This is a genomic window from Psychromonas sp. L1A2, assembly GCF_009828855.1.
Lineage (GTDB): Bacteria > Pseudomonadota > Gammaproteobacteria > Enterobacterales > Psychromonadaceae > Psychromonas.
In genome coordinates this window covers 1,017,130-1,038,564 of record NZ_WUAG01000002.1, presented here as the reverse complement: position 1 = coordinate 1,038,564, position 21,435 = coordinate 1,017,130, and the positions used below count along the sequence as shown (strand labels likewise).

Annotated in this window: 18 protein-coding genes, 1 tRNA gene and 2 rRNA genes; 9 read left to right on the top strand and 12 right to left on the bottom strand. The window is 39.1% G+C overall.

Going from position 1 to position 21,435, the window contains the following annotated elements:
* Positions 1–24 precede the first annotated feature (24 nt).
* Positions 25–1,005: a glutathione S-transferase family protein gene (locus tag GQR59_RS14865; protein WP_160063982.1), complete on the top strand. Its 981-nt coding sequence runs from the start codon at positions 25–27 to the stop codon at positions 1,003–1,005.
* Between the two features lie 119 nt (positions 1,006–1,124).
* Here the strand turns inward: GQR59_RS14865 and hemW are convergent, their stop codons facing one another.
* The 7 genes from hemW to GQR59_RS14830 form a co-directional block, all read right to left on the bottom strand.
* Positions 1,125–2,267: a radical SAM family heme chaperone HemW gene (gene hemW / locus GQR59_RS14860; protein ID WP_160063980.1), complete on the bottom strand. Its 1,143-nt coding sequence runs from the start codon at positions 2,265–2,267 to the stop codon at positions 1,125–1,127.
* A 96-nt stretch (positions 2,268–2,363) separates the two neighbouring features.
* Complete coding sequence (locus GQR59_RS14855) at positions 2,364–2,969, bottom strand: XTP/dITP diphosphatase (protein WP_160063978.1); 606 nt, start codon at positions 2,967–2,969, stop codon at positions 2,364–2,366.
* Between the two features lie 9 nt (positions 2,970–2,978).
* A complete protein-coding gene (locus tag GQR59_RS14850) occupies positions 2,979–3,419 on the bottom strand; it encodes a DUF4426 domain-containing protein (protein WP_160063976.1) in 441 nt (146 codons plus the stop codon).
* 8 nt (positions 3,420–3,427) lie between these two features.
* Positions 3,428–3,712, bottom strand: a complete 285-nt coding sequence (gene yggU / locus GQR59_RS14845; protein WP_160063974.1) for a DUF167 family protein YggU — start codon at positions 3,710–3,712, stop codon at positions 3,428–3,430.
* Between the two features lie 101 nt (positions 3,713–3,813).
* The gene (locus GQR59_RS14840) at positions 3,814–4,359 is read right to left on the bottom strand and encodes a YggT family protein (RefSeq protein WP_160063972.1); all 546 of its coding nucleotides are present in this window, start codon (positions 4,357–4,359) and stop codon (positions 3,814–3,816) included.
* 128 nt (positions 4,360–4,487) lie between these two features.
* Positions 4,488–5,312 carry a pyrroline-5-carboxylate reductase gene (gene proC / locus GQR59_RS14835; protein ID WP_160063970.1) on the bottom strand — a complete coding sequence of 275 codons (825 nt, stop codon included), beginning with the start codon at positions 5,310–5,312 and terminating at the stop codon, positions 4,488–4,490.
* A gap of 24 nt (positions 5,313–5,336) precedes the next feature.
* A complete protein-coding gene (locus GQR59_RS14830; protein ID WP_160063968.1) occupies positions 5,337–6,029 on the bottom strand; it encodes a YggS family pyridoxal phosphate-dependent enzyme in 693 nt (230 codons plus the stop codon).
* 19 nt (positions 6,030–6,048) lie between these two features.
* On the opposite strand from GQR59_RS14830, the gene GQR59_RS14825 reads away from it, so the two are divergent.
* The 3 genes from GQR59_RS14825 to yaaA are packed head-to-tail and all read left to right on the top strand — an operon-like array spanning position 6,049 to position 8,995.
* A complete protein-coding gene (locus GQR59_RS14825) occupies positions 6,049–7,083 on the top strand; it encodes a type IV pilus twitching motility protein PilT (protein ID WP_160063966.1) in 1,035 nt (344 codons plus the stop codon).
* 9 nt (positions 7,084–7,092) lie between these two features.
* Positions 7,093–8,196 (top strand): PilT/PilU family type 4a pilus ATPase, encoded by a 1,104-nt coding sequence (locus GQR59_RS14820; RefSeq protein ID WP_160063964.1) that lies wholly within the window; start codon positions 7,093–7,095, stop codon positions 8,194–8,196.
* A 22-nt stretch (positions 8,197–8,218) separates the two neighbouring features.
* Positions 8,219–8,995: a peroxide stress protein YaaA gene (yaaA, locus tag GQR59_RS14815; protein ID WP_160063962.1), complete on the top strand. Its 777-nt coding sequence runs from the start codon at positions 8,219–8,221 to the stop codon at positions 8,993–8,995.
* A 196-nt stretch (positions 8,996–9,191) separates the two neighbouring features.
* On the opposite strand, the gene GQR59_RS14810 is transcribed toward yaaA, so the two are convergent.
* The 3 genes from GQR59_RS14810 to GQR59_RS14800 all read right to left on the bottom strand — a co-directional run bounded on the left by GQR59_RS14810 (position 9,192) and on the right by GQR59_RS14800 (position 13,028).
* Entirely contained in the window at positions 9,192–9,995 is an 804-nt protein-coding gene (locus GQR59_RS14810) for a Cof-type HAD-IIB family hydrolase (protein WP_160063960.1), read from the bottom strand.
* Positions 9,983–11,110, bottom strand: coding sequence for an alpha/beta fold hydrolase (locus GQR59_RS14805; RefSeq protein WP_160063958.1), 1,128 nt, complete (start codon positions 11,108–11,110; stop codon positions 9,983–9,985). The genes GQR59_RS14810 and GQR59_RS14805 overlap by 13 nt, the downstream gene beginning before the upstream one ends.
* 196 nt (positions 11,111–11,306) lie before the next feature.
* Positions 11,307–13,028: a proline--tRNA ligase gene (locus tag GQR59_RS14800; RefSeq protein ID WP_160063956.1), complete on the bottom strand. Its 1,722-nt coding sequence runs from the start codon at positions 13,026–13,028 to the stop codon at positions 11,307–11,309.
* Between the two features lie 171 nt (positions 13,029–13,199).
* On the opposite strand from GQR59_RS14800, the gene GQR59_RS14795 reads away from it, so the two are divergent.
* A complete protein-coding gene (locus GQR59_RS14795) occupies positions 13,200–13,751 on the top strand; it encodes a rhomboid family intramembrane serine protease (protein ID WP_160063954.1) in 552 nt (183 codons plus the stop codon).
* 293 nt (positions 13,752–14,044) lie between these two features.
* Here the strand turns inward: GQR59_RS14795 and tsaA are convergent, their stop codons facing one another.
* Entirely contained in the window at positions 14,045–14,767 is a 723-nt protein-coding gene (gene tsaA, locus GQR59_RS14790; protein ID WP_160063952.1) for a tRNA (N6-threonylcarbamoyladenosine(37)-N6)-methyltransferase TrmO, read from the bottom strand.
* A complete protein-coding gene (rcsF, locus tag GQR59_RS14785; RefSeq protein WP_160063950.1) occupies positions 14,760–15,140 on the bottom strand; it encodes an Rcs stress response system protein RcsF in 381 nt (126 codons plus the stop codon). Before rcsF ends, tsaA begins: the two co-directional genes overlap by 8 nt.
* An 82-nt stretch (positions 15,141–15,222) precedes the next feature.
* Here rcsF and gmhB point away from each other — a divergent pair, with 82 nt between their 5' ends.
* From gmhB to GQR59_RS14765, 4 genes are all read left to right on the top strand, one after another.
* Positions 15,223–15,774, top strand: a complete 552-nt coding sequence (gmhB, locus tag GQR59_RS14780; protein WP_160063948.1) for a D-glycero-beta-D-manno-heptose 1,7-bisphosphate 7-phosphatase — start codon at positions 15,223–15,225, stop codon at positions 15,772–15,774.
* Positions 15,775–16,334: 560 nt separating this feature from the next.
* Positions 16,335–17,879: ribosomal RNA gene (locus GQR59_RS14775) — 16S ribosomal RNA — on the top strand.
* A 117-nt stretch (positions 17,880–17,996) separates the two neighbouring features.
* Positions 17,997–18,072, top strand: a tRNA-Glu gene (locus GQR59_RS14770).
* Positions 18,073–18,474: 402 nt separating this feature from the next.
* Positions 18,475–21,363, top strand: a 23S ribosomal RNA gene (locus GQR59_RS14765).
* The 16S and 23S rRNA genes sit together here with 1 tRNA gene alongside, the layout of an rRNA operon.
* The last annotated feature ends 72 nt before the right edge of the window (positions 21,364–21,435 follow it).

The window sequence follows — 21,435 nt, the reverse complement described above, 5'->3', positions numbered from 1 at the left end:
AGAACATATGATGAGGAATAAATAATGGGATTATTAGTAGACGGGCAATGGCATAACCAGTGGTACGATACCAAAGCAAACAATGGTAAATTTATTAGAAGTGAGTCGCAATTTAGAAACTGGATCACAGCAGATGGTCAAGCAGGGCCAACCGGTAAAGCTGGATTTAAGGCTGAAGCTGGACGTTATCATTTATATATTTCATTGGCTTGTCCTTGGGCACACCGCACTTTAATTTTTAGGGAGTTAAAAGGGCTACAGTCAATGATTGATATTTCGGTGGTCAATTCATTGATGGCAGAAGAAGGTTGGACGTTTAAGCCTGGAGTGGGTGTTATTGCAGATAGTGTTAATGATGTTTTATTCGCTCATCAATTATATACGTTAGCAGATCCCGCTTACTCAGGGCGTGTTACTGTGCCCATTTTATGGGATAAACAGCAACAAACGATTGTCAGTAACGAGTCGGCAGATATTATTCGCATGTTTAATAGTGCTTTTGATGGTATTGGCGCATCTGAAGGAGATTATTATCCTGAACATGCTCAAGATGCAATTAATGAAGTAAATGATTGGATATACCGAGATATTAATAATGGGGTTTACCGTGCTGGCTTTGCTACCACTCAAGCGGCTTATGAAGATGCTGTTAATACCGTCTTTGAGGCGTTAGATAAAGTAGAGTTACGTTTAAGTACACAACGTTATTTGTTGGGTAAGCAGTTAACAGAAGCTGATTGGCGTTTATTTACTACTTTAATACGTTTTGATGCGGCCTATGTTGGGCATTTTAAATGTAATAAAAAGCGTATTGCTGATTACCCCTCTTTGTCGAATTATGTTCGTGATTTATACCAACATGAAGGCATTGCAAGTACCGTCGATATTGATTATATCAAAGCGCATTATTATGGTTCACATGATACAATTAATCCAACTCGAATCATTCCTGTTGGTCCTGAGGTCGACTTTATGCAAGCGCATGACCGGTCTCGTCTTGCTTAACGCATTGCACTAATCATTAAAACCGTTACTAAATCAGAATAAAATAGTAATGAAATAGTAACGGTCAATTCTTTGAAAATTCATGGAAGTCTAAGAATAGGCCCTTTAGTGAGGGGCCATTACTCCATAAAAATGGTTAACAATTCATTTAAGTATCTATGCCCTAAAGGTGTTACTTGGTAACTATCTTCAGCAACTGTTATTAGGTTTTTATTGATTGCTTGTTGTAACTGTTTTTCTAATACACTGCGTTGTAAACCTGTGTAATCTTCAAATTCTACGAACGGGATTACTTCCATTAAACGTAATCGGTTCATCATATATTCGAAGACAAGTTCATCTTTATCAACAGCATTACAATCATCCATATAAGCTCGTTGTGGTTCTAAATATCCTTTAGGATGTTTTATTTTAGTAGTGCGTAATATTTTATTTTCTAACGGGAATGATATCTTACCGTGTGCACCGCAGCCAATGCCCAAGTAATCACCAAAACGCCAATAATTTAAATTATGCTGACATTGCCAACCTTCTTGGCTATAACCAGATATTTCATATTGTTGATAACCATGCTCAGCTAATAGCTTCAATCCTGTCTCTTGAATATCCCAAAGTGTTTCATCATCAGGTAATGTAGGAGGATGCGAAAAATATTGTGTATTAGGCTCAATAGTCAGTTGATACCATGATAAATGAGTTGGTTTTAAGGCAATTGCTGTTTCTAAATCACTCATCGCATCTTCTAAACTTTGCCCTGGCAAGCCATGCATTAAATCAAGATTGAATGTTTTCATCCCCACATTATGTGCTTGTCTAGCCGCTGTTTTAGCCTCTTCTACACCATGGATTCGGCCTAATTTAGTTAACTTTTCCTGTTGAAAGCTTTGTACTCCAAATGAAAATCGATTAATACCGGCTTCTTTAAAGTCAGCTATTTTTTGATTCTCAATAGCACCTGGGTTTGCTTCTAAGGTTATTTCGATATTGTCACTAAAGGGAATTAAACTCTGAACATTTTCTAATAACCATTTGATCCCCGCAGCAGAGATTAAGCTAGGTGTGCCTCCACCAATAAAAATGCTGAATAAATCACGCCCTTGAACAAAACTAAGGTCTTGTTTTAGGTCATCAATAAGTGCGTTTAAATATTCAGTTTCTGGGATTTCTCCGCGTAACTTATGAGAATTAAAGTCGCAGTAAGGACATTTTTCAATACACCATGGAATATGAATATATAAACTGAGAGGGGGTAGCTGTAACATGATTTATCCAATCTAAAAAGCGACTAAAACAGTCGCTTCAAAATGTAATGCAATTAATAATGTAAACTGCAAAGTGTAAAGAGAAGTGCAATAAAGCTAAGCTGATAATTGCTCTTTTAATAAATCAACTAATTGTGTTAATGCTTTACCGCGATGACTTAATTCACTTTTACGTTGTTTGTCTAATTGTGCTGAAGTGGATTGCTCGCTTTCCACCCAAAATACAGGGTCATAACCAAATCCATTCTTACCTTCAACACTTTCAGTAATACTGCCTTCCCAAGTACCTTGGCATATAATCGGTGTAGGATCTAACGCGTGACGCAGATACACTAAAACACATTGGAAGCGTGCTTTACGTTGTTCTGGGTTAATACCTTCGAGCTTATTAAGTAGCTTATCAATATTATCTCGGTCTGTTGCTGTTTCACCTGCATAACGAGCAGAGTAAATACCTGGTTGCCCATTGAGGAAATCAACCTCTAATCCTGAGTCATCAGCAATGGCTGGTAAGCCTGTTAATTTAGCTGCATGACGAGCTTTGATAATGGCATTTTCTACAAAAGTAGTACCTGTTTCTGGAACATCAGGTACATTAAACTGGCTTTGTGGTAGTACTTCGATTGAAAAACTATTTAATAGCTCACTCATTTCTTTTACTTTGCCTTGATTGCCGGTGGCAAGTACCCATTTTTGTTTCATTTTTTTTCCTTAATCAACATAAAATTTATGTTGAAACTTAAGCGTGTTCGACGCCTTTTCAGTCTTTAGGTTAATTTCAAAATTAACGATTTCTTCATTAGTAAAAGGGTATTCAGCAATATAGTAAATCGCTTTACCTTCTTTTATCTGTGTAAATGTTAATTGCTGAGTTTGACCAATTAAATTCTTTCCTGTGCCTTGCAACGTGGCGGCTACAGCTTGATTATTTTGTTTTGTATCAAGTATCGAAATATTTAATAAGCCATTATTTTTACTTCGTATGATTTTGTATTGTGTTGCAACTTCAGGCTGAATGAAGGTGCTTGGAATCGCTATGTAATGAACCTCAAGGTTACCAAACTTTTTAAATTGTTCAGCGGTTACCGTTGAACTGGTGAATAACAGTAAACTTAAAAACAACGTTTTAAATATAATCATTGAACGAAACATATAATCCCTTATTGTGAAAAAAGTGAAGGTAGTTTTTTAGGCTGTTTAATTCGTACTAATTTGTGTCGACTTTGTAAGCCTTTTTCTACACTAATTGCACTTTTTGCTACGTTAAATTGCTTACTTAAAAACTTTACCAAATGTGCATTGGCTTTACCGTCAACAGGTGGTGCAGTAATCGCAATTTTTAACTCTTCGCCATGTTCGCCAACAAATTGATCTCGGCTAGCTTTAGGTTGTAAATAAAGGCGAAGCAATAAATCTTCGCCTTGATATGAATAATAGCTGCTCATTAAAAAGTGTTCATCATTATTCTTTGCTTGTTAATAGCTGGAATATTAGTACTTAGAGGATTAGTGTTTAGAACATTAATGCTTTGAATATTAATAGTCATTTAACCTAATAACTGAGCAAGTAAATCAGTCACTAGTTTTTCTACAAACTGAAGTCCCAGTAATACAACAAGCATTGATAAGTCTAATCCTCCCATTGAAGGAATAATGCGACGAACAGGACTTAATAATGGTTCTGTTAATTGAATCATCACTGCTTCAATCGGGTTTTGGCCTTTACTGACCCAGCTTAATATTGCGCGTATTACTAATACCCAGAATAATAATTTGAACACCGCTGTGATCAAAATAAACAATGCTGATATCAATATGACCATCGGATTAATCGTGTAATTGAGTACGGCACTTAATACTAATATTTTGGCCGCAGCGACAATAAATGCAAACAATATAGTCGCAATATCTAAACCACCATAACCTGGAATGAAACGACGTAATGGCGCGACAATCGGTTGAGTTGCTTTTACGATAAATTGGCTAAATGGATTATAAAAATCCGCACGAGCTAGTTGTAACCAAACTCGTAACAATACAATCATCAAATACAGGTCAAACACAGTATCGATTAAAAAATTAACAGCATTCATTTATTTACTACCTTTATATACGACTATTAAATATTTGATTTATTAAGTTTCAGATTTTAAATGTAAAGTCATTAAACTCAAACTTTTACACTACTGACTTTAAAATACAGAACCATTGAATATAGCTATTAAAACAATTTTTCCATTTCGGCACCACGATCTGACGCAGCTTGCATTGCTTTTCCTACAATTTCAGGCAAGTTTAATTCGTTAAACGTACGCACAGCTTCTGCCGTTGTACCGCCTTTTGATATTACATTATTGCGAAGCGTTGCTAAATCCAACTGTGGATTTTGTTTTACCATTTCTGCACTACCAATAGCAGCTTGTTGTACTAGTAAGCGTGCATCTTCTTCACTAAAGCCCATTTCTATTGCTTTGGTTTGCATTGCTTCCATAAATAAGAAAAAATATGCTGGAGCCGAACCTGCTGCTGCAATAACAGCATTGATTTGAGCTTCTTCTTCTACCCAAACTATCTCGCCTACCGCTGCCATTAATTCACCAGAAAACGCTTTATCTTCTTTCGATACTTGTTGTGAAGCGAATAAGCCTGTCATTCCTTTTTGCAGTAATGACGGTGTATTTGGCATGGTACGGATCACGGCGGTATTGTCACCTAATATAGACTGTAATCGTGCAACAGAAACACCAGCGGCAATTGAAATAACTAGCTTGTTAGAAAAATCAACGCCTGCATCTACTAAGGTTTGGCAAACTGCTGCCATCATTTGTGGTTTAACACCTAATACAACAACATCAGCCCATTGTGCTGATTGGTTATTATCTTGGCTGTTTAGAATGGAAAGATCGTCTGCTAGTTGTTGTGTATTAGTGAGGCTTGGTGCTGAAGCACAAATTTGCTTTGCTGGGTAACCGCTCTTAACTAAACCATTAATGATGCTACCTGCCATATTACCTGCACCAATGAAGGTGATGTTTTTATGTTGCATTTTATTATTCCTTACTATTAATTTTTATCTTGAACCAAAAATATCAGTACCAATACGAACCATCGTACTGCCGCATTTAATTGCACTTTCTAAATCACCGCTCATACCCATGGATAAGGTATCAATGTCGGGATACTGCTGTTGTAATGTTTGATATATTTTATGTAATGCTAAAAATTGTTGTTCGACAACTTTTGGGTCATCGCTCTTTTGTGGAATCGCCATAATACCACGAAGTTTTAACCGTGAGAGGGCTTGTACTTGTGATGCTAATTCAATTACTTGTGATAAAGTAGTACCCGATTTGCTTTCTTCTCCACTAATATTAACTTGTAAGCAAATATTGAGCTTGGGCATGTTTTCAGGACGTTGTTCATTGAGTCTTTGTGCTATCTTTAAACGGTCTACACTTTGTACCCAATCAAAATTTTCCGCCACTGGGCGAGTTTTATTAGATTGCAGTGGACCAATAAAATACCAATGAATTGGTCTATCAAAATAACTATCTGTTTTGATGTGTTGAATTTTTTCTATACTTTCTTGCACATAGTTTTCTCCAAAGTGAGATAAACCTTGTGCAAATGCTTGTTTAATTGATGAAACCGGTTTGGTTTTACTGACAGCTAATAACCGCACTTTGTCTTGGCGTTGTGCATTTATACTAGCTTGAGCTATTTTTTGTTCAACAGCTACGATATTGTTAGGTATATTAGTCATATTATTAGGATTTTAAATTATGGATATAACGGAATTATTAGCCTTTAGTGTAAAGCATAAAGCATCAGATCTACACCTTTCTGCAGGTGTTCCTCCAATGATTCGTGTAGATGGTGAAGTACGTAAAATAAATATGCCTGCATTAGAACATAAAGAAGTACATAATTTAATATATGACATCATGAATGATAAGCAACGCAAGGATTTTGAAGAGGAGCTTGAAACAGATTTTTCTTTTGAAATTAAAGAGCTAGCTCGTTTTCGTGTTAATGCTTTTAATCAAAACCGTGGTGCAGCTGCTGTATTTCGTACCATCCCTAGTGAAGTCTTAACATTAGATGATATTAATGCTCCTGCTATCTTTAAAGATATCTCAGACTACCCTCGTGGTTTAGTGTTGGTAACTGGACCTACTGGTTCAGGTAAATCGACAACATTAGCAGCAATGGTTGATTACATTAACGAATCTCGAAACGAACATATCTTAACCATTGAAGATCCTATCGAGTTTGTCCACACCACTAAAAAATCACTCATTAACCAACGTGAAATTCATAAAGATACTTTAAGTTTTGATATGGCGTTACGTAGTGCGTTACGTGAAGATCCCGATGTTATTCTAATTGGTGAGATGCGTGACCTTGAAACGATTCGTTTAGCATTAACTGCCGCTGAAACCGGACATTTGGTATTTGGTACTTTGCATACTACCTCTGCTGCTAAAACAATTAGCCGTATTGTCGATGTATTTCCTGCTGCAGAAAAAGCAATGGTACGTTCTATGTTATCAGAGTCATTACGCGCTGTAATTTCACAAACATTATTGAAAAAGAATGGTGGTGGCCGAGTTGCTGCACATGAAATAATGATCGGTATTCCGGCTATTCGTAACTTAATTCGTGAAGACAAAGTGGCACAAATGTACTCTGTTATTCAAACCGGTAAGATACATGGCATGCAAACACTGGATCAATGTCTTCGAGATTTAGTCGCTCAGGGAATTGCATCTTATGAAGATGCAGCATCAAAAGCGATGGATCCTAAAACATTTTAAGAGGTCGTTATGTTAGATAGATTACTAGGTTATCTAGATAAGTATAAAGGTTCTGATTTATATATTTCTGTTGGTCTACCTCCGACGATTAAATTAAATGGCCGATTAGAATCATTATCTGAAGATGATTTGATTGATGAAGATATTTATAGCTTATTAGAAAGTGCGTTGAATGAAGAAAGCTTCATTGAATTTAAACGTAAAAAAGAAGCTAATTTCGCTTTCCACCGTCCAGAAATTGGACGTTTTCGTATTAGTGCTTTCATGCAAAAAGATAGCCCTGGTATGGTTATTCGTCGTATTCAAGAGAAAATACCGACATTTGATGAGTTATTATTACCTGAAAAGCTGAAAGAAGTCTGTATGGCTAAACGTGGTTTAATCTTATTTGTTGGAGCAACAGGTGCAGGTAAATCGACCACTCAGGCTGCAATGATCGGATATCGTAATAATCATGCATCAGGTCATATTTTTACCGTTGAAGATCCTATTGAATTTATACATGAACATGCTCGTTCAGTGATTACACAAAGAGAAGTAGGTTTAGATACCGATTCTTTCGAAGAAGCGTTACGTAATTCATTACGACAAGCACCTGATGTTATTGTACAGGGTGAAATCAGAACGCGTGAAACAATGGAATTTGCATTAAACTTCGCAGGAACAGGGCACCTTTGTATGGCAACTTTACATGCAAATAATGCTAACCAGGCGTTAGACCGTATTTTACATCTTGTGCCTAAAGAACGTCACCGACAGTTTTTATACGATCTGTCTGTTAACTTAAATGCCATTGTTGCTCAACAGTTAATTCCAACACCTGATGGTAAAGGAAGCAGAGCAGCCTTTGAAATTTTGTTTAATACACCGACTATTGCAAATGCAATGCGTAAAGGTGAATTACATGAACTCAAACGAATTATGGCTTCCTCTACAGAGCATGGTATGCAAACCTTCGACCAAGCTTTATTTAAATTATACGCAGATGGTAGAATTAGTTATATTGAAGCATTAGCACATGCAGATTCAGAAAATGATTTACGTTTAATGATTAAATTAGAAATCGGCACTGAATCAAAGCCCAACAGCTTAAGCAATTTAACCATTAACTGATATTGATAGATTAGGAAAACATATGATAGTTGTTATTTCTCCAGCTAAAACGTTAGATTTTGAAACACCGGCGACGACTTCTGAGTTTACAGAAGCCAATTTATTAGAACAAAGTCAGTTATTAATAAACCGTTGCCAAACATTATCAATACAAGATATCGCTTCATTAATGAAAGTTAGTGATAAAATTGCAGGTTTAAATGTAGCTCGTTTTACACAATGGCAAACACCTTTTTCATTAGATAAAGATGCTAAACAATGTTTATTCGCTTTTAAAGGTGATGTTTATACTGGATTAGAAGCTGAAACCTTAAGTGAAACTGCATTGCAATATGCACAACAGAACTTGCGCATTTTATCTGGTTTATATGGTTTATTACGTCCTTTAGACTTAATGTTGGCGTACCGACTTGAGATGGGAACTCGTTTAGATAATGAACGTGGCACAAACCTTTATCAATTCTGGGGTGATTTAATTACCGAACAATTAAATAAACAACTTGTTGCTCAAAGTTCAGCGTATTTAGTTAACCTTGCTTCTAATGAATACTTTAAAGCCGTTAAAACTAAAGCATTAAAAGCGACAGTCATTACACCTATTTTTAAAGACCAAAAGAATGGGCAATATAAAGTGATTAGTTTCTATGCGAAGAAAGCTCGTGGTTTAATGGCGCGTTATATTATGGAAAATGAAATAACTGATATTGAGCGATTAAAAGGCTTCACTATTGGTGGTTATTACTTTGTTGAAGCTGCTTCAACAGCAACTGACTTAGTTTTTCAGCGTGATGAGCAATAAGGCAGATTGATTTTATCGAGGTTACATTGTTATCGAGGTTACATTGTTATCGAGGTTACATTGTTATCGAGGTTACATGTAGTTCTGTATATTTAATTTGTACTCATTTAGGTTTAACGAACATAAAGCCCCATTCTATAATTTATATAAAATGGGGGTTTAATGTTTTAAGTCGGTATTTTCTAAAATTTACTTATTAACTTAATGCCTCGTTCAAAATGGCATCCATTTTAACGGCGACGCCGTGTTCTTGTGAAGATTGGGTGATTTCAGCATCAGGTAATGCGCTTAAAAGATCTTTTTGTGAGTTAGCCATTAATATAGGTTTACCAACGCCGCATAACATCTCAACATCATTCATTCCATCGCCAAAGGCAATCGCTTGTTGCGCAGTTAAGCCCATTATTTTCAATACAGCATCCACTGCCGCACCTTTATTAGTATTGGCTTCCATCACTTCTAAACATCTATCTAATGAGAAAGTGAGATTAACTCTATCGGCAAATCGTTTATCTAGCATTTCATAAATGACATCTAGTTTTTCTCTATCGCCCCAAAAGAAAATCTTAATCGTGTTAGATTTATCAATGACTTTTAAGTCTGTTGTTTGACAATAAAAGTCGGTATCTATACTCATACCGACTAGCTCTTGCATTGAAAAGTTAGCGAACCATTTTTGATCTGTAAATAAGTTTATTTGTACTGATGGATCGAAGCTATTTTCACAGATTGCCGTTGCAATATCAGTCGGTAAGTTTTGCTTTAATATAATATTGCCATGTTGATCATGTACGCGAGCACCGTTTGAGGTAATTAGAAAAATAGACTCCCCTAACTCATCTTGTATTTTTTTTGCTTCTATATAATGACGTCCAGTAGCAATAACGAATTTTCTACCAGTGTTTTTCCATTGTTGAATACTTTCTTTAGTTTTACTTGAAACCTTATGATCAGGTCCAAGTAAGGTTCCATCAAGATCTGAGATGGCTATTTTATACATGACAGTTTACCTTGTTGAGATTGTTGAAAGAAATCGAGTGCTTCGTTTATTGCTGGTATTCTGTATTGGTCTTGCTCTAACAGTAGTTCATGTCGAGCATTTTCTATACGTATCAATTTATTACCCTTGCAATCGTTTGTATTAGCAAAAAATGCATTTTGGCCCTGTTCTGTTACAACAGTATCTCTACCTGCTTTAATAACCATAATGGGAATATTTATTTTCGAAGCCTGTTGAATTGCTTTTTCTGTTGCAAATAAGCTTTTATTTACCCAGCGCATAGTCGGACCACCTAATTGAGTTACAGGGGCATCCTTAAAAGTATTCGAGCTAGATTGGTAGCGCTTAACGCTACTCGTTAAAATATTGTGTTCAAAAGCTGTTTGTATGTAAGGTCCTACGCCTGGTGCATAACAGGCTAAATCACTAAACCAACTACAGACTAAATCACTAATGTAACTGACTGCTTTAGCAATAAAAGGAGGCATGCTTCCTAGGTTAATAGAAAGCATAGGACTAAAAAAAACAGCGGCAGTAAAAGGGTGTGTTTGTTCTTCTAGATACAAAGCACTAATCGCACTGCCCATCGAGTGGCTTAAAATAAAGCGAGACTGGTAATTTTTTTCTAACTGTAGTGAATTAATAAATGTTGTTAAGTCTATTATATAATCATTAAATTCTTGCACATGTCCACGATAAGCATCTCCACCTAAACGGCTAGAATACCCTTGTCCTCGATGATCGATTAAAAAAACGTCATAACCCTGATTACTTAAATCAAAAACTAATTCTTTATACTTTAATACGGACTCGTTACGCCCTTGGCTGATAACAATCGCATTAGTACTACCTGTTTTAATGTGAACGGTATTAATCGTGCCACCAACTTCACTGTCGAATGTTTTTATTTGAGCATGTTTATTCCAAAAAGTATTAATAGCAGGAGAGAAGTTTGCATCAAGATGTACCTCTGTATTGAGTTCATACTTATTATCTAAGCTGCTATTTAATTGACTGTTTGATTTACTCTCTAGCATTGGAATATCGGCCTGACCTGCGATAGGTAATAAAGTGAAAAGAAAAGGCAATAATAAAGCCCTTAAAAAGTATGTCATATAAACCCTGTTGTTTATTAAGTGTTAATGAGGTTTTGTTTAAGAGGGTATTGATACTAATGTAATCTACTATGAAAATAGTTTAATAAAAAGAGTAGGAATGTTTCGGCGTTGCTTTAAGAGAATTTAGTGATAAAAAAACCACGCGATAAAAGCGTGGTTTTAATGAGTCTATACTAAAAGGTTATGCTTTTATTTAAGCAAACTTTGCTTTAATAAATTCAATGACTTCTTCAATTTTCACTTCTTGTTTTTCGCCAGAAGCACGATCTTTATATTCAATAACACCGTTATCAATACTACGATCACCAATCACTAATGTATGCGGAATGCCGATTAGTTCAGCATCTGCAAACATAATACCTGGACGTTCTTTACGATCATCTAATAGTACTTCAATACCAGCTGTTTTTAATTCTGCATAATATTGCTCTGCTAAATCTGCAACACGATGAGATTTTTTCATATTCATTGGTACAATCACGACCGAGAAAGGTGCTAATGTATCATTCCAAATAATACCATTTTGATCGTTGTTTTGTTCAATAGCAGCAGCAACGATACGTGAAATACCAATACCGTAACAACCCATAGTCATTACTTGGTTTTTACCTTGTTGGTTTAATACGGCTGCATTCATTGATTTTGCGTACGTATCACCTAGTTGGAAAATGTGACCTACTTCGATACCGCGTGCAATTGATAGTGTGCCTTTACCACATGGGCTTGGATCACCTTCAACCACTTCACGTAAATCAGCAATTTCATAATCAGTGATATCGCGATCCCAGTTAACACCTGTTAAGTGCTTACCATTTTCGTTAGCGCCACAAATAAAATCTGCTAATTTTTCAGCACTGCGATCCACGATTGTACGAATAGTTAAACCTTTAGGACCGATAGAGCCTGCTTCACAATTTGCAGCATCTAAAATTTGCTGAGCGCCTGCAAAACGTAATGGACTTGCAATCCCTTCAACATGTTCAACTTTAATTTCATTTAAGTTGTGATCGCCGCGTAATACTAATGCGATAACTGGAGCCATTTCGCCTTCTTTGGCGTCACCTTCAACTAATAATGTCTTAACTGTGTTTGATGCTTCAACATTAAGTAAGTTACACACTTCTTCAATAGTGTGTGCATTAGGCGTATCAACGACTGCTAACTCAGCACTTGCTGCTGGGCGATCAAACGCAGGTGATAATGCTTCTGCTTTTTCAATGTTCGCTGCATAATCACTTTGGTCAGAAAATACAATTGCATCTTCACCGCTTTGCGCTAATACGTGGAATTCGTGAGACGCACTTCCGCCAATACTACCTGTATCAGCAATTACTGGGCGATACTCTAAACCTAAACGATCGAAGATTCGGCAGTAGGCATCAAACATATTTTGGTACGTTTTTTCTAAACATTCTTGTTCAAGGTGAAAAGAGTAAGCATCTTTCATAGTGAATTCACGTGCACGCATCACACCAAAGCGAGGGCGAGTTTCATCACGGAATTTAGTTTGAATTTGAAATAAGTTAAGTGGTAACTGTTTGTAACTGTTTACTTCTTTACGTACAAGTTCTGTTACCACTTCTTCATGTGTTGGGCCTAAAACAAAATCACGGTTATTACGGTCTTTAATACGTAATAATTCCCCACCAAACTTGTCCCAACGACCCGTTTCATGCCATAAATCTGCTGGCTGTACGACAGGCATTAAAATTTCAACCACGCCTGCACGTTCCATTTCTTCACGTACAATCTTTTCTACTTTACGTAAAACACGTAAACCTGTTGGTAGCCAAGTATATAAACCTGATGCTAATTTACGGATCATACCTGCGCGTAACATCAGCTGGTGGCTGGCAATTACTGCATCACTTGGAGCTTCTTTTTGAGTGGATAATAAATAATTGGTAGTACGCATGGTGATCCTTGTTGATAGTTCTCTATCGATTTATTGATTGCTTGTATAAAGTTGGCTGATTTTAGCAGTCGATTGCCATCGACTAAAGCATTGTTAACTGATTTAACTAAATAATGTTGTGTTTTTACCTAGAATTTAGTTAGTTTTACATAATGTTCAAGAGGAAACCTTATGCAACGTTATCTAAAGCCAGCAAAACATAGTTTAGCGATTATGCTGTTCTGTACCATTTTACTCATTATTAATAGTATTTTTACTGTTAATCGGTTTGGTATTGCACCGCGAGAAGCGAGCTATTTATCAGGAATACTTTTTGCGCCATTTTTACATGGTGATTGGGCGCATCTCATTAGTAATTTTTTCCCTTTTGTTATTTTCTCAAGCTTGATTGGGTTACATAGCCTCAAACGATTTTGGATAGTCTTTATATTGTCAATATTAGGCACTGGTACTTTAGTGTGGTTATTCGCTCGTGGTGGCAGTATTCATATCGGAATGAGTGGTGTGGTCTATGCCATGTGGGGATATTTGATTGTTTACGGATTTAGGCAAAAACATTTTCGAGATATTGTTATCTCGGTATTGGTTTTAATATTATACGGTGGTTTAGTTTTTGGTGTATTGCCGAGTTCACCAAACATCTCTTATGAAAGCCATTTATTTGGGGCTTTAGCTGGAGGTGCTATCGGTTATCGCTTGTCTAAACCTAAAAAGAAATCTTAAAAAAGAGTCTAAAAGGCAATGACGACTTAACTGTCATAGTGACTATTATAATTAAGTCGTTAAAAGTAATGCCGATTACATTAAATATGTTATCTAAATTTTGCACTGAAAAAACGGTTCAATTCAAGGTGTAAATTGAGCCTTTCGAAGATTAACTTCGTTAATCGTCTATCGAAGAATTAACTAAAAAATGTTAATTCTTTAATGGCGGTTCCCTTTACCAAATTTACAACGAGGAAGTGGGCTGTTTTAACCAATAAAATAGATAAGCTATTTATTGTGATTGGTATAAGCTAAACCCACTTAATAGATAAAACAGTGATCGTCTCTAATGTGCATTGCCACTTAATATTAAAATCAGAAAGGTGCATTGCATAGATTTTTTCATCAGGCTTTAATTTTTTATAAGCAGGTCGAGGATCTTGTTGTAACACTTCAATAATGAATTGTTGTAAATCTTGATATTGTTCAGACAAAGCTTGCAGTTGTAAGTTGGCTTGCTCACTAAAGCTAACGGTTAATGTTCGCTCTGGTGATGTTTGTGCAAACCCGGCTCTAGCGGTTGGTATTGCATCCGCGTAAGGAATATAAGGTTTAATATCGACAATAGGCGTGCCATCTACTAAATCTATATTACTTAATGAAAGAAATAACTTCCCATCGCGTTGAATCAATCCATGAAACTCTACTAATGATAAACCAATTGAATTAGGACGATTTGGACTACGAGTCGCAAATACACCGAGTCGCTTATTACCCCCTAAGCGCGGAGGGCGCACAGTAGGAGACCACCCATTTTCAATATCTGTGGTTGCTATATTTTTATGGAATTCAAAGATTAACCACAAATGACTAAAATCATCTAAACCATTAAAAGCATTAATATCATTGTAGGGAGTTAATATTTCTAACTCCGCTTTTGCACTCGGTACTAAACCTGGTTGCCTTGGTACTGCAAACTTCTCTTTATAAGGAGAATGTAAAGTGCCTATTACATTATATTGAAAACTACTCATTTTCAGGAATTTCTACATCTAATGCACGTCCATAACAGATCACATTACTAATGCAGGTTTCATCTTGTTCAATATTGAGGCAAGAGTGAAATATAATACCGTTAGCATTCATATCAGCGGCATTGAATCTTGCTTTAGTACGCGCTTCTCGTTCACTTGCAGGAACATCTATCTCAGCTTCCTGACAACTACTCCCTTCTACTGCACCTAAGACAGTATATTCAAGATCTAGCAACTGCTTTTTTTCATAAACAACCACATGGGATGGTTTGAAGTAATCATCGAAGTTTTCTTTATCAACATTAGAATGAAATTGATAATTGCTACAGCCAGAAACTAGGGCGATAAAAACGATAATAACAAGTCTATTCATAGTCGGCTCTCTTTATTGATAGTAGGGGATAATAATGGGTGGCATAATAACACCATTAAACAAGCTGAAATAGAGATGTAAAATGAGTAATGCAAAACCCGCAGTATTTTTAGACCGAGATGGTGTCATTAACAAAGATAATGGCTATGTTTCACAGAGAGACGATTTCGAATTTATTGAAGGCACTATTGAAGCCTGTATTGAACTTCAGAAAAAAGGTTACCTATTAGTTGTCATTACAAACCAATCAGGTATTGCACGTGGTTTATTCACTGAAGAGCAATTTAATACATTAACTGAATGGATGGATTGGTCTATGTCTGATCGTGGTGTCGATTTAGATGGTATTTACTATTGTCCTCATCATAGTGAAGAAGGCCAAGGTGAATTTAAAGTTGACTGTGAATGCCGTAAGCCAAAACCTGGGATGTTAAAGAATGCTATTGAAGACCTTAATATAGATATAGAAGCATCAATTTTGGTCGGCGATAAAGTTTCTGACCTACAAGCTGGTATCGCTGCAGGGATTAAAACCAACTATTTAGTACGTTCAGGCAAAGATATCACTGAACAGGGTGAAACATTAGCAACAGCTGTATTCGATGATCTTGCTGCTATTGCTAAAGCCATCTAACAACTCTGTGGATAACTTGGTCATTTTTGTGTGTAAGTTGTGGCCAAAGTAAGTATAAAAATTAATTGTAATTAATCGCAATAAAACGCTTGCGAATAGTTTCGCGATCCCTATAATACGCCGCACAGACAAGGACGGAGGCGCAAGCCACTAACCAAGACTGAGAACAAAAGAAACGCTTTAACGATTCGAGCTTCGGTTTGAAATTAAGTTTTCTAAAGGCAAATTTTCATGTTTTAAAAAGGTTTGTAATCTTTTATAAAACATTAAATATAAGACCTTGACATTGTTCGAAAGGCGCGTAATATACGCCGCCTAGCCGAAAGGCACGCTCTTTAACAATTTAATCAAACAATCTGTGTGAGCACTTGTTGTTGATGTGATTTCAAAAAAATCAAAGTCCTTTCTTGTAAAGGCAACATCAATAATAGTGACACACGAAATAATTCATTATTTCAGAATAATAAATTGTGAGTTTCTTATATTTATATAGGAGATTAGCAGTAAGTTTTAGTCAGTAGTATTGAGTCGCACTTTTAATTAAGTGCAAATTAAACTTTAAATTGAAGAGTTTGATCATGGCTCAGATTGAACGCTGGCGGCAGGCTTAACACATGCAAGTCGAACGGTAACAGAAAGTAGCTTGCTACTTTGCTGACGAGTGGCGGACGGGTGAGTAATGCTTGGGAATATGCCTTATGGTGGGGGACAACAGTTGGAAACGACTGCTAATACCGCATAACATCTCCGGATCAAAGTGGGGGACCTTCGGGCCTCACGCCATAAGAGTAGCCCAAGTGGGATTAGCTAGTTGGTAAGGTAATGGCTTACCAAGGCGACGATCCCTAGTTGGTCTTAGAGGATGACCAGCCACACTGGAACTGAGACACGGTCCAGACTCCTACGGGAGGCAGCAGTGGGGAATATTGCACAATGGGCGCAAGCCTGATGCAGCCATGCCGCGTGTGTGAAGAAGGCTTTCGGGTTGTAAAGCACTTTCAGCGAGGAGGAAAGGGTAAATCTTAATAGGTTTTATCTGTGACGTTACTCGCAGAAGAAGCACCGGCTAACTCCGTGCCAGCAGCCGCGGTAATACGGAGGGTGCGAGCGTTAATCGGAATTACTGGGCGTAAAGCGCGCGTAGGCGGTTAATTAAGTCAGATGTGAAATCCCAGGGCTCAACCTTGGAACTGCATTTGAAACTGGTTAACTAGAGTTTTGTAGAGGGTGGTAGAATTTCAGGTGTAGCGGTGAAATGCGTAGAGATCTGAAGGAATACCAGTGGCGAAGGCGGCCACCTGGACAAAGACTGACGCTGAGGCGCGAAGGCGTGGGGAGCAAACGGGATTAGATACCCCGGTAGTCCACGCAGTAAACGATGTCTATTAGAATTTTGTGGCTATATGCCGTGGGATTCAAAGCTAACGCATTAAATAGACCGCCTGGGGAGTACGGCCGCAAGGTTAAAACTCAAATGAATTGACGGGGGCCCGCACAAGCGGTGGAGCATGTGGTTTAATTCGATGCAACGCGAAGAACCTTACCATCCCTTGACATCCAGAGAATCACCAAGAGATTGATGAGTGCCTTCGGGAACTCTGAGACAGGTGCTGCATGGCTGTCGTCAGCTCGTGTTGTGAAATGTTGGGTTAAGTCCCGCAACGAGCGCAACCCTTATCCTTATTTGCCAGCGGGTTATGCCGGGAACTCTAGGGACACTGCCGGTGATAAACCGGAGGAAGGTGGGGACGACGTCAAGTCATCATGGCCCTTACGGGATGGGCTACACACGTGCTACAATGGCAAATACAAAGGGCTGCTAACCAGCGATGGTATGCGAATCTCCTAAAGTTTGTCGTAGTCCGGATCGGAGTCTGCAACTCGACTCCGTGAAGTTGGAATCGCTAGTAATCGTGGATCAGAATGCCACGGTGAATACGTTCCCGGGCCTTGTACACACCGCCCGTCACACCATGGGAGTGGGCTGCACCAGAAGTCATTAGCTTAACCCTTCGGGGATGGCGATGACCACGGTGTGGTTCATGACTGGGGTGAAGTCGTAACAAGGTAGCCCTAGGGGAACCTGGGGCTGGATCACCTCCTTACGTAAAGAAACACATTAGCAAGCTTCTTATGAAGCCTTTATTTCTACTTGTAGAAATGATGCGAGTGCCCACACAGATTGTTTGATTAGACTGATTAGAAAGCAAAGTAGGTTCCGGGTCCCCATCGTCTAGAGGCCTAGGACACCGCCCTTTCACGGCGGTAACAGGGGTTCAAATCCCCTTGGGGATACCAACTACTACTTTAATAAAAGATACTTAATAACTGTTCTTGCTTAGAATGATTATTAAGTGTTTTTAACACTGCTCTTTAACAATTAGGAAAGCTGATAAATGTTCTTATTTATCACATAATAACAATGACTTAGTTCTGTTTTACAGAGTAAGTTGATTGATGTGATAAATATAAACGAAATTGTTCTCAGTATTTAAAATAACTACTTGTAGTTAAATTAGATACTGTAATCAAGCAAAATAAAAAGCATTATGTAATTCGTTACGTAATGTGAGTACGTATCTACTCAGTTAATTTATTAATTGATAGGTGCACGAAAAACGATTGTTTTTCATATGTAAAATATGAGTCACAAGCGTCTTGGAACAACATACACATCTAGACACTGTTTAGGTGTTGTATGGTTAAGTGAATAAGCGTGCACGGTGGATGCCTAGGCAATTAGAGGCGATGAAGGACGTGGTAATCTGCGATAAGTCCAGGGGAGTTGATAACAAGCGTTATATCCTGGAATTTCCGAATGGGGCAACCCGGCACTTAGTGTCATCGGCTAGTGAATACATAGCTAGTCGAAGCAAACGAGGGGAACTGAAACATCTAAGTACCCTTAGGAAAAGAAATCAACCGAGATTCCGAAAGTAGCGGCGAGCGAAATCGGAACAGCCCTTAAGCTGTTTAAAAGTTAGTGGAAGGCTCTGGAAAGTGCCACGGTACAGGGTGATAGTCCCGTACACAAAAACTTCTTTACAGTGAAAACGAGTAAGACGGGACACGAGAAATCCTGTTTGAATATGGGGGGACCATCCTCCAAGGCTAAATACTCCTAATTGACCGATAGTGAACCAGTACCGTGAGGGAAAGGCGAAAAGAACCCCTGTGAGGGGAGTGAAATAGAACCTGAAACCGTGTACGTACAAGCAGTAGGAGCGGATTTATTCCGTGACTGCGTACCTTTTGTATAATGGGTCAACGACTTAATTTCAGTAGCAAGGTTAACCGTTTAGGGGAGCCGTAGGGAAACCGAGTCTTAACTGGGCGAATAGTTGCTGGGATTAGACCCGAAACTTGGTGATCTAGCCATGAGCAGGTTGAAGGTTGAGTAACATCAACTGGAGGACCGAACCCACTAATGTTGAAAAATTAGGGGATGACTTGTGGCTGGGGGTGAAAGGCCAATCAAACCAAGAGATAGCTGGTTCTCCTCGAAAGCTATTTAGGTAGCGCCTCATGTATCACTGTTGGGGGTAGAGCACTGTTAAGGCTAGGGGGTCATCCCGACTTACCAACCCTTTGCAAACTCCGAATACCAACAAGTGCAATCATGGGAGACACACGGCGGGTGCTAACGTCCGTCGTGGAAAGGGAAACAACCCAGACCGCCAGCTAAGGTCCCAAAGTATATGTTAAGTGGGAAACGATGTGGGAAGGCTTAGACAGCTAGGAAGTTGGCTTAGAAGCAGCCATCTTTTAAAGAAAGCGTAATAGCTCACTAGTCGAGTCGGCCTGCGCGGAAGATTTAACGGGGCTAAACATATCACCGAAGCTGCGGACGCATATTTATATGCGTGGTAGAGGAGCGTTCTGTAAGCCGTCGAAGGGAAAGCTGTAAGGCATCCTGGAGGTATCAGAAGTGCGAATGTTGACATGAGTAACGATAAGGGGGGTGAAAAACCTCCCCGCCGGAAGACCAAGGGTTCCTGTCCAACGTTAATCGGGGCAGGGTGAGTCGACCCCTAAGGCGAGGCCGAAAGGCGTAGTCGATGGGAAACGGGTTAATATTCCCGTACCCTTTATTATTGCGATGGGAGGACGGAGAAGGCTAGGTGGGCCTGGCGATGGTTGTCCAGGTTCAAGTATGTAGGTGGGAGACTTAGGTAAATCCGGGTTTCTACTAACACTGAGATACGATGTCGAGGTACTAAGGTACTGAAGTCATTGATGCCATGCTTCCAGGAAAAGTCTCTAAGCTTCAGATAATAAAGGATCGTACCCCAAACCGACACAGGTGGTCAGGTAGAGAATACCAAGGCGCTTGAGAGAACTCGGGTAAAGGAACTAGGCAAAATGGTACCGTAACTTCGGGAGAAGGTACGCCTTTGGCGGTGATGAGACTTGCTCTCTAAGCTGCTAGAGGCCGAAGATACCAGATGGCTGCAACTGTTTATTAAAAACACAGCACTCTGCTAAATCGTAAGATGACGTATAGGGTGTGACGCCTGCCCGGTGCCGGAAGGTTAATTGATGAGGTTAGACTTAGGTCGAAGCTTTTGATCGAAGCCCCGGTAAACGGCGGCCGTAACTATAACGGTCCTAAGGTAGCGAAATTCCTTGTCGGGTAAGTTCCGACCTGCACGAATGGCGTAATGATGGCCATGCTGTCTCTACCCGAGACTCAGTGAAGTTGAAATCGCAGTGAAGATGCTGTGTACCCGCGGCTAGACGGAAAGACCCCGTGAACCTTTACTATAGCTTAGCAGTGAACTTAGAGCCTACATGTGTAGGATAGGTGGGAGGCTTTGAAGCGTTGTCGCCAGATGACGTGGAGCCAATCTTGAAATACCACCCTTGTATGTTTTGAGTTCTAACCATGGCCCCTGAATCGGGGTTTGGGACACTGTTTGGTGGGTAGTTTGACTGGGGCGGTCTCCTCCTAAAGAGTAACGGAGGAGTACGAAGGTTGGCTAATCACGGTCGGACATCGTGAGGTTAGTACAATGGTATAAGCCAGCTTAACTGCGAGACAGACACGTCGAGCAGGTACGAAAGTAGGTCATAGTGATCCGGTGGTTCTGAATGGAAGGGCCATCGCTCAACGGATAAAAGGTACTCCGGGGATAACAGGCTGATACCGCCCAAGAGTTCATATCGACGGCGGTGTTTGGCACCTCGATGTCGGCTCATCACATCCTGGGGCTGAAGTCGGTCCCAAGGGTATGGCTGTTCGCCATTTAAAGTGGTACGCGAGCTGGGTTTAGAACGTCGTGAGACAGTTCGGTCCCTATCTGCCGTGGGCGTTTGAGAATTGAGAGGGGCTGCTCCTAGTACGAGAGGACCGGAGTGGACGAACCGCTGGTGTTCGGGTTGTATCGCCAGATGCATTGCCCGGTAGCTACGTTCGGAATCGATAACCGCTGAAAGCATCTAAGCGGGAAGCGAGCCTCAAGATGAGTTCTCACTGGAACTTTAAGTTCCCTAAAGGGCCGTTGGAGACTACAACGTTGATAGGCAAGGTGTGTAAGTGCAGTAATGTATTGAGCTAACTTGTACTAATTACCCGTGAGGCTTAACCATACAACACCTAAGTGGTGTTGGTGTTTACCAAGACCAGAGTGGATACTCTTTAAACTAGCGCTTGTGAAGTGT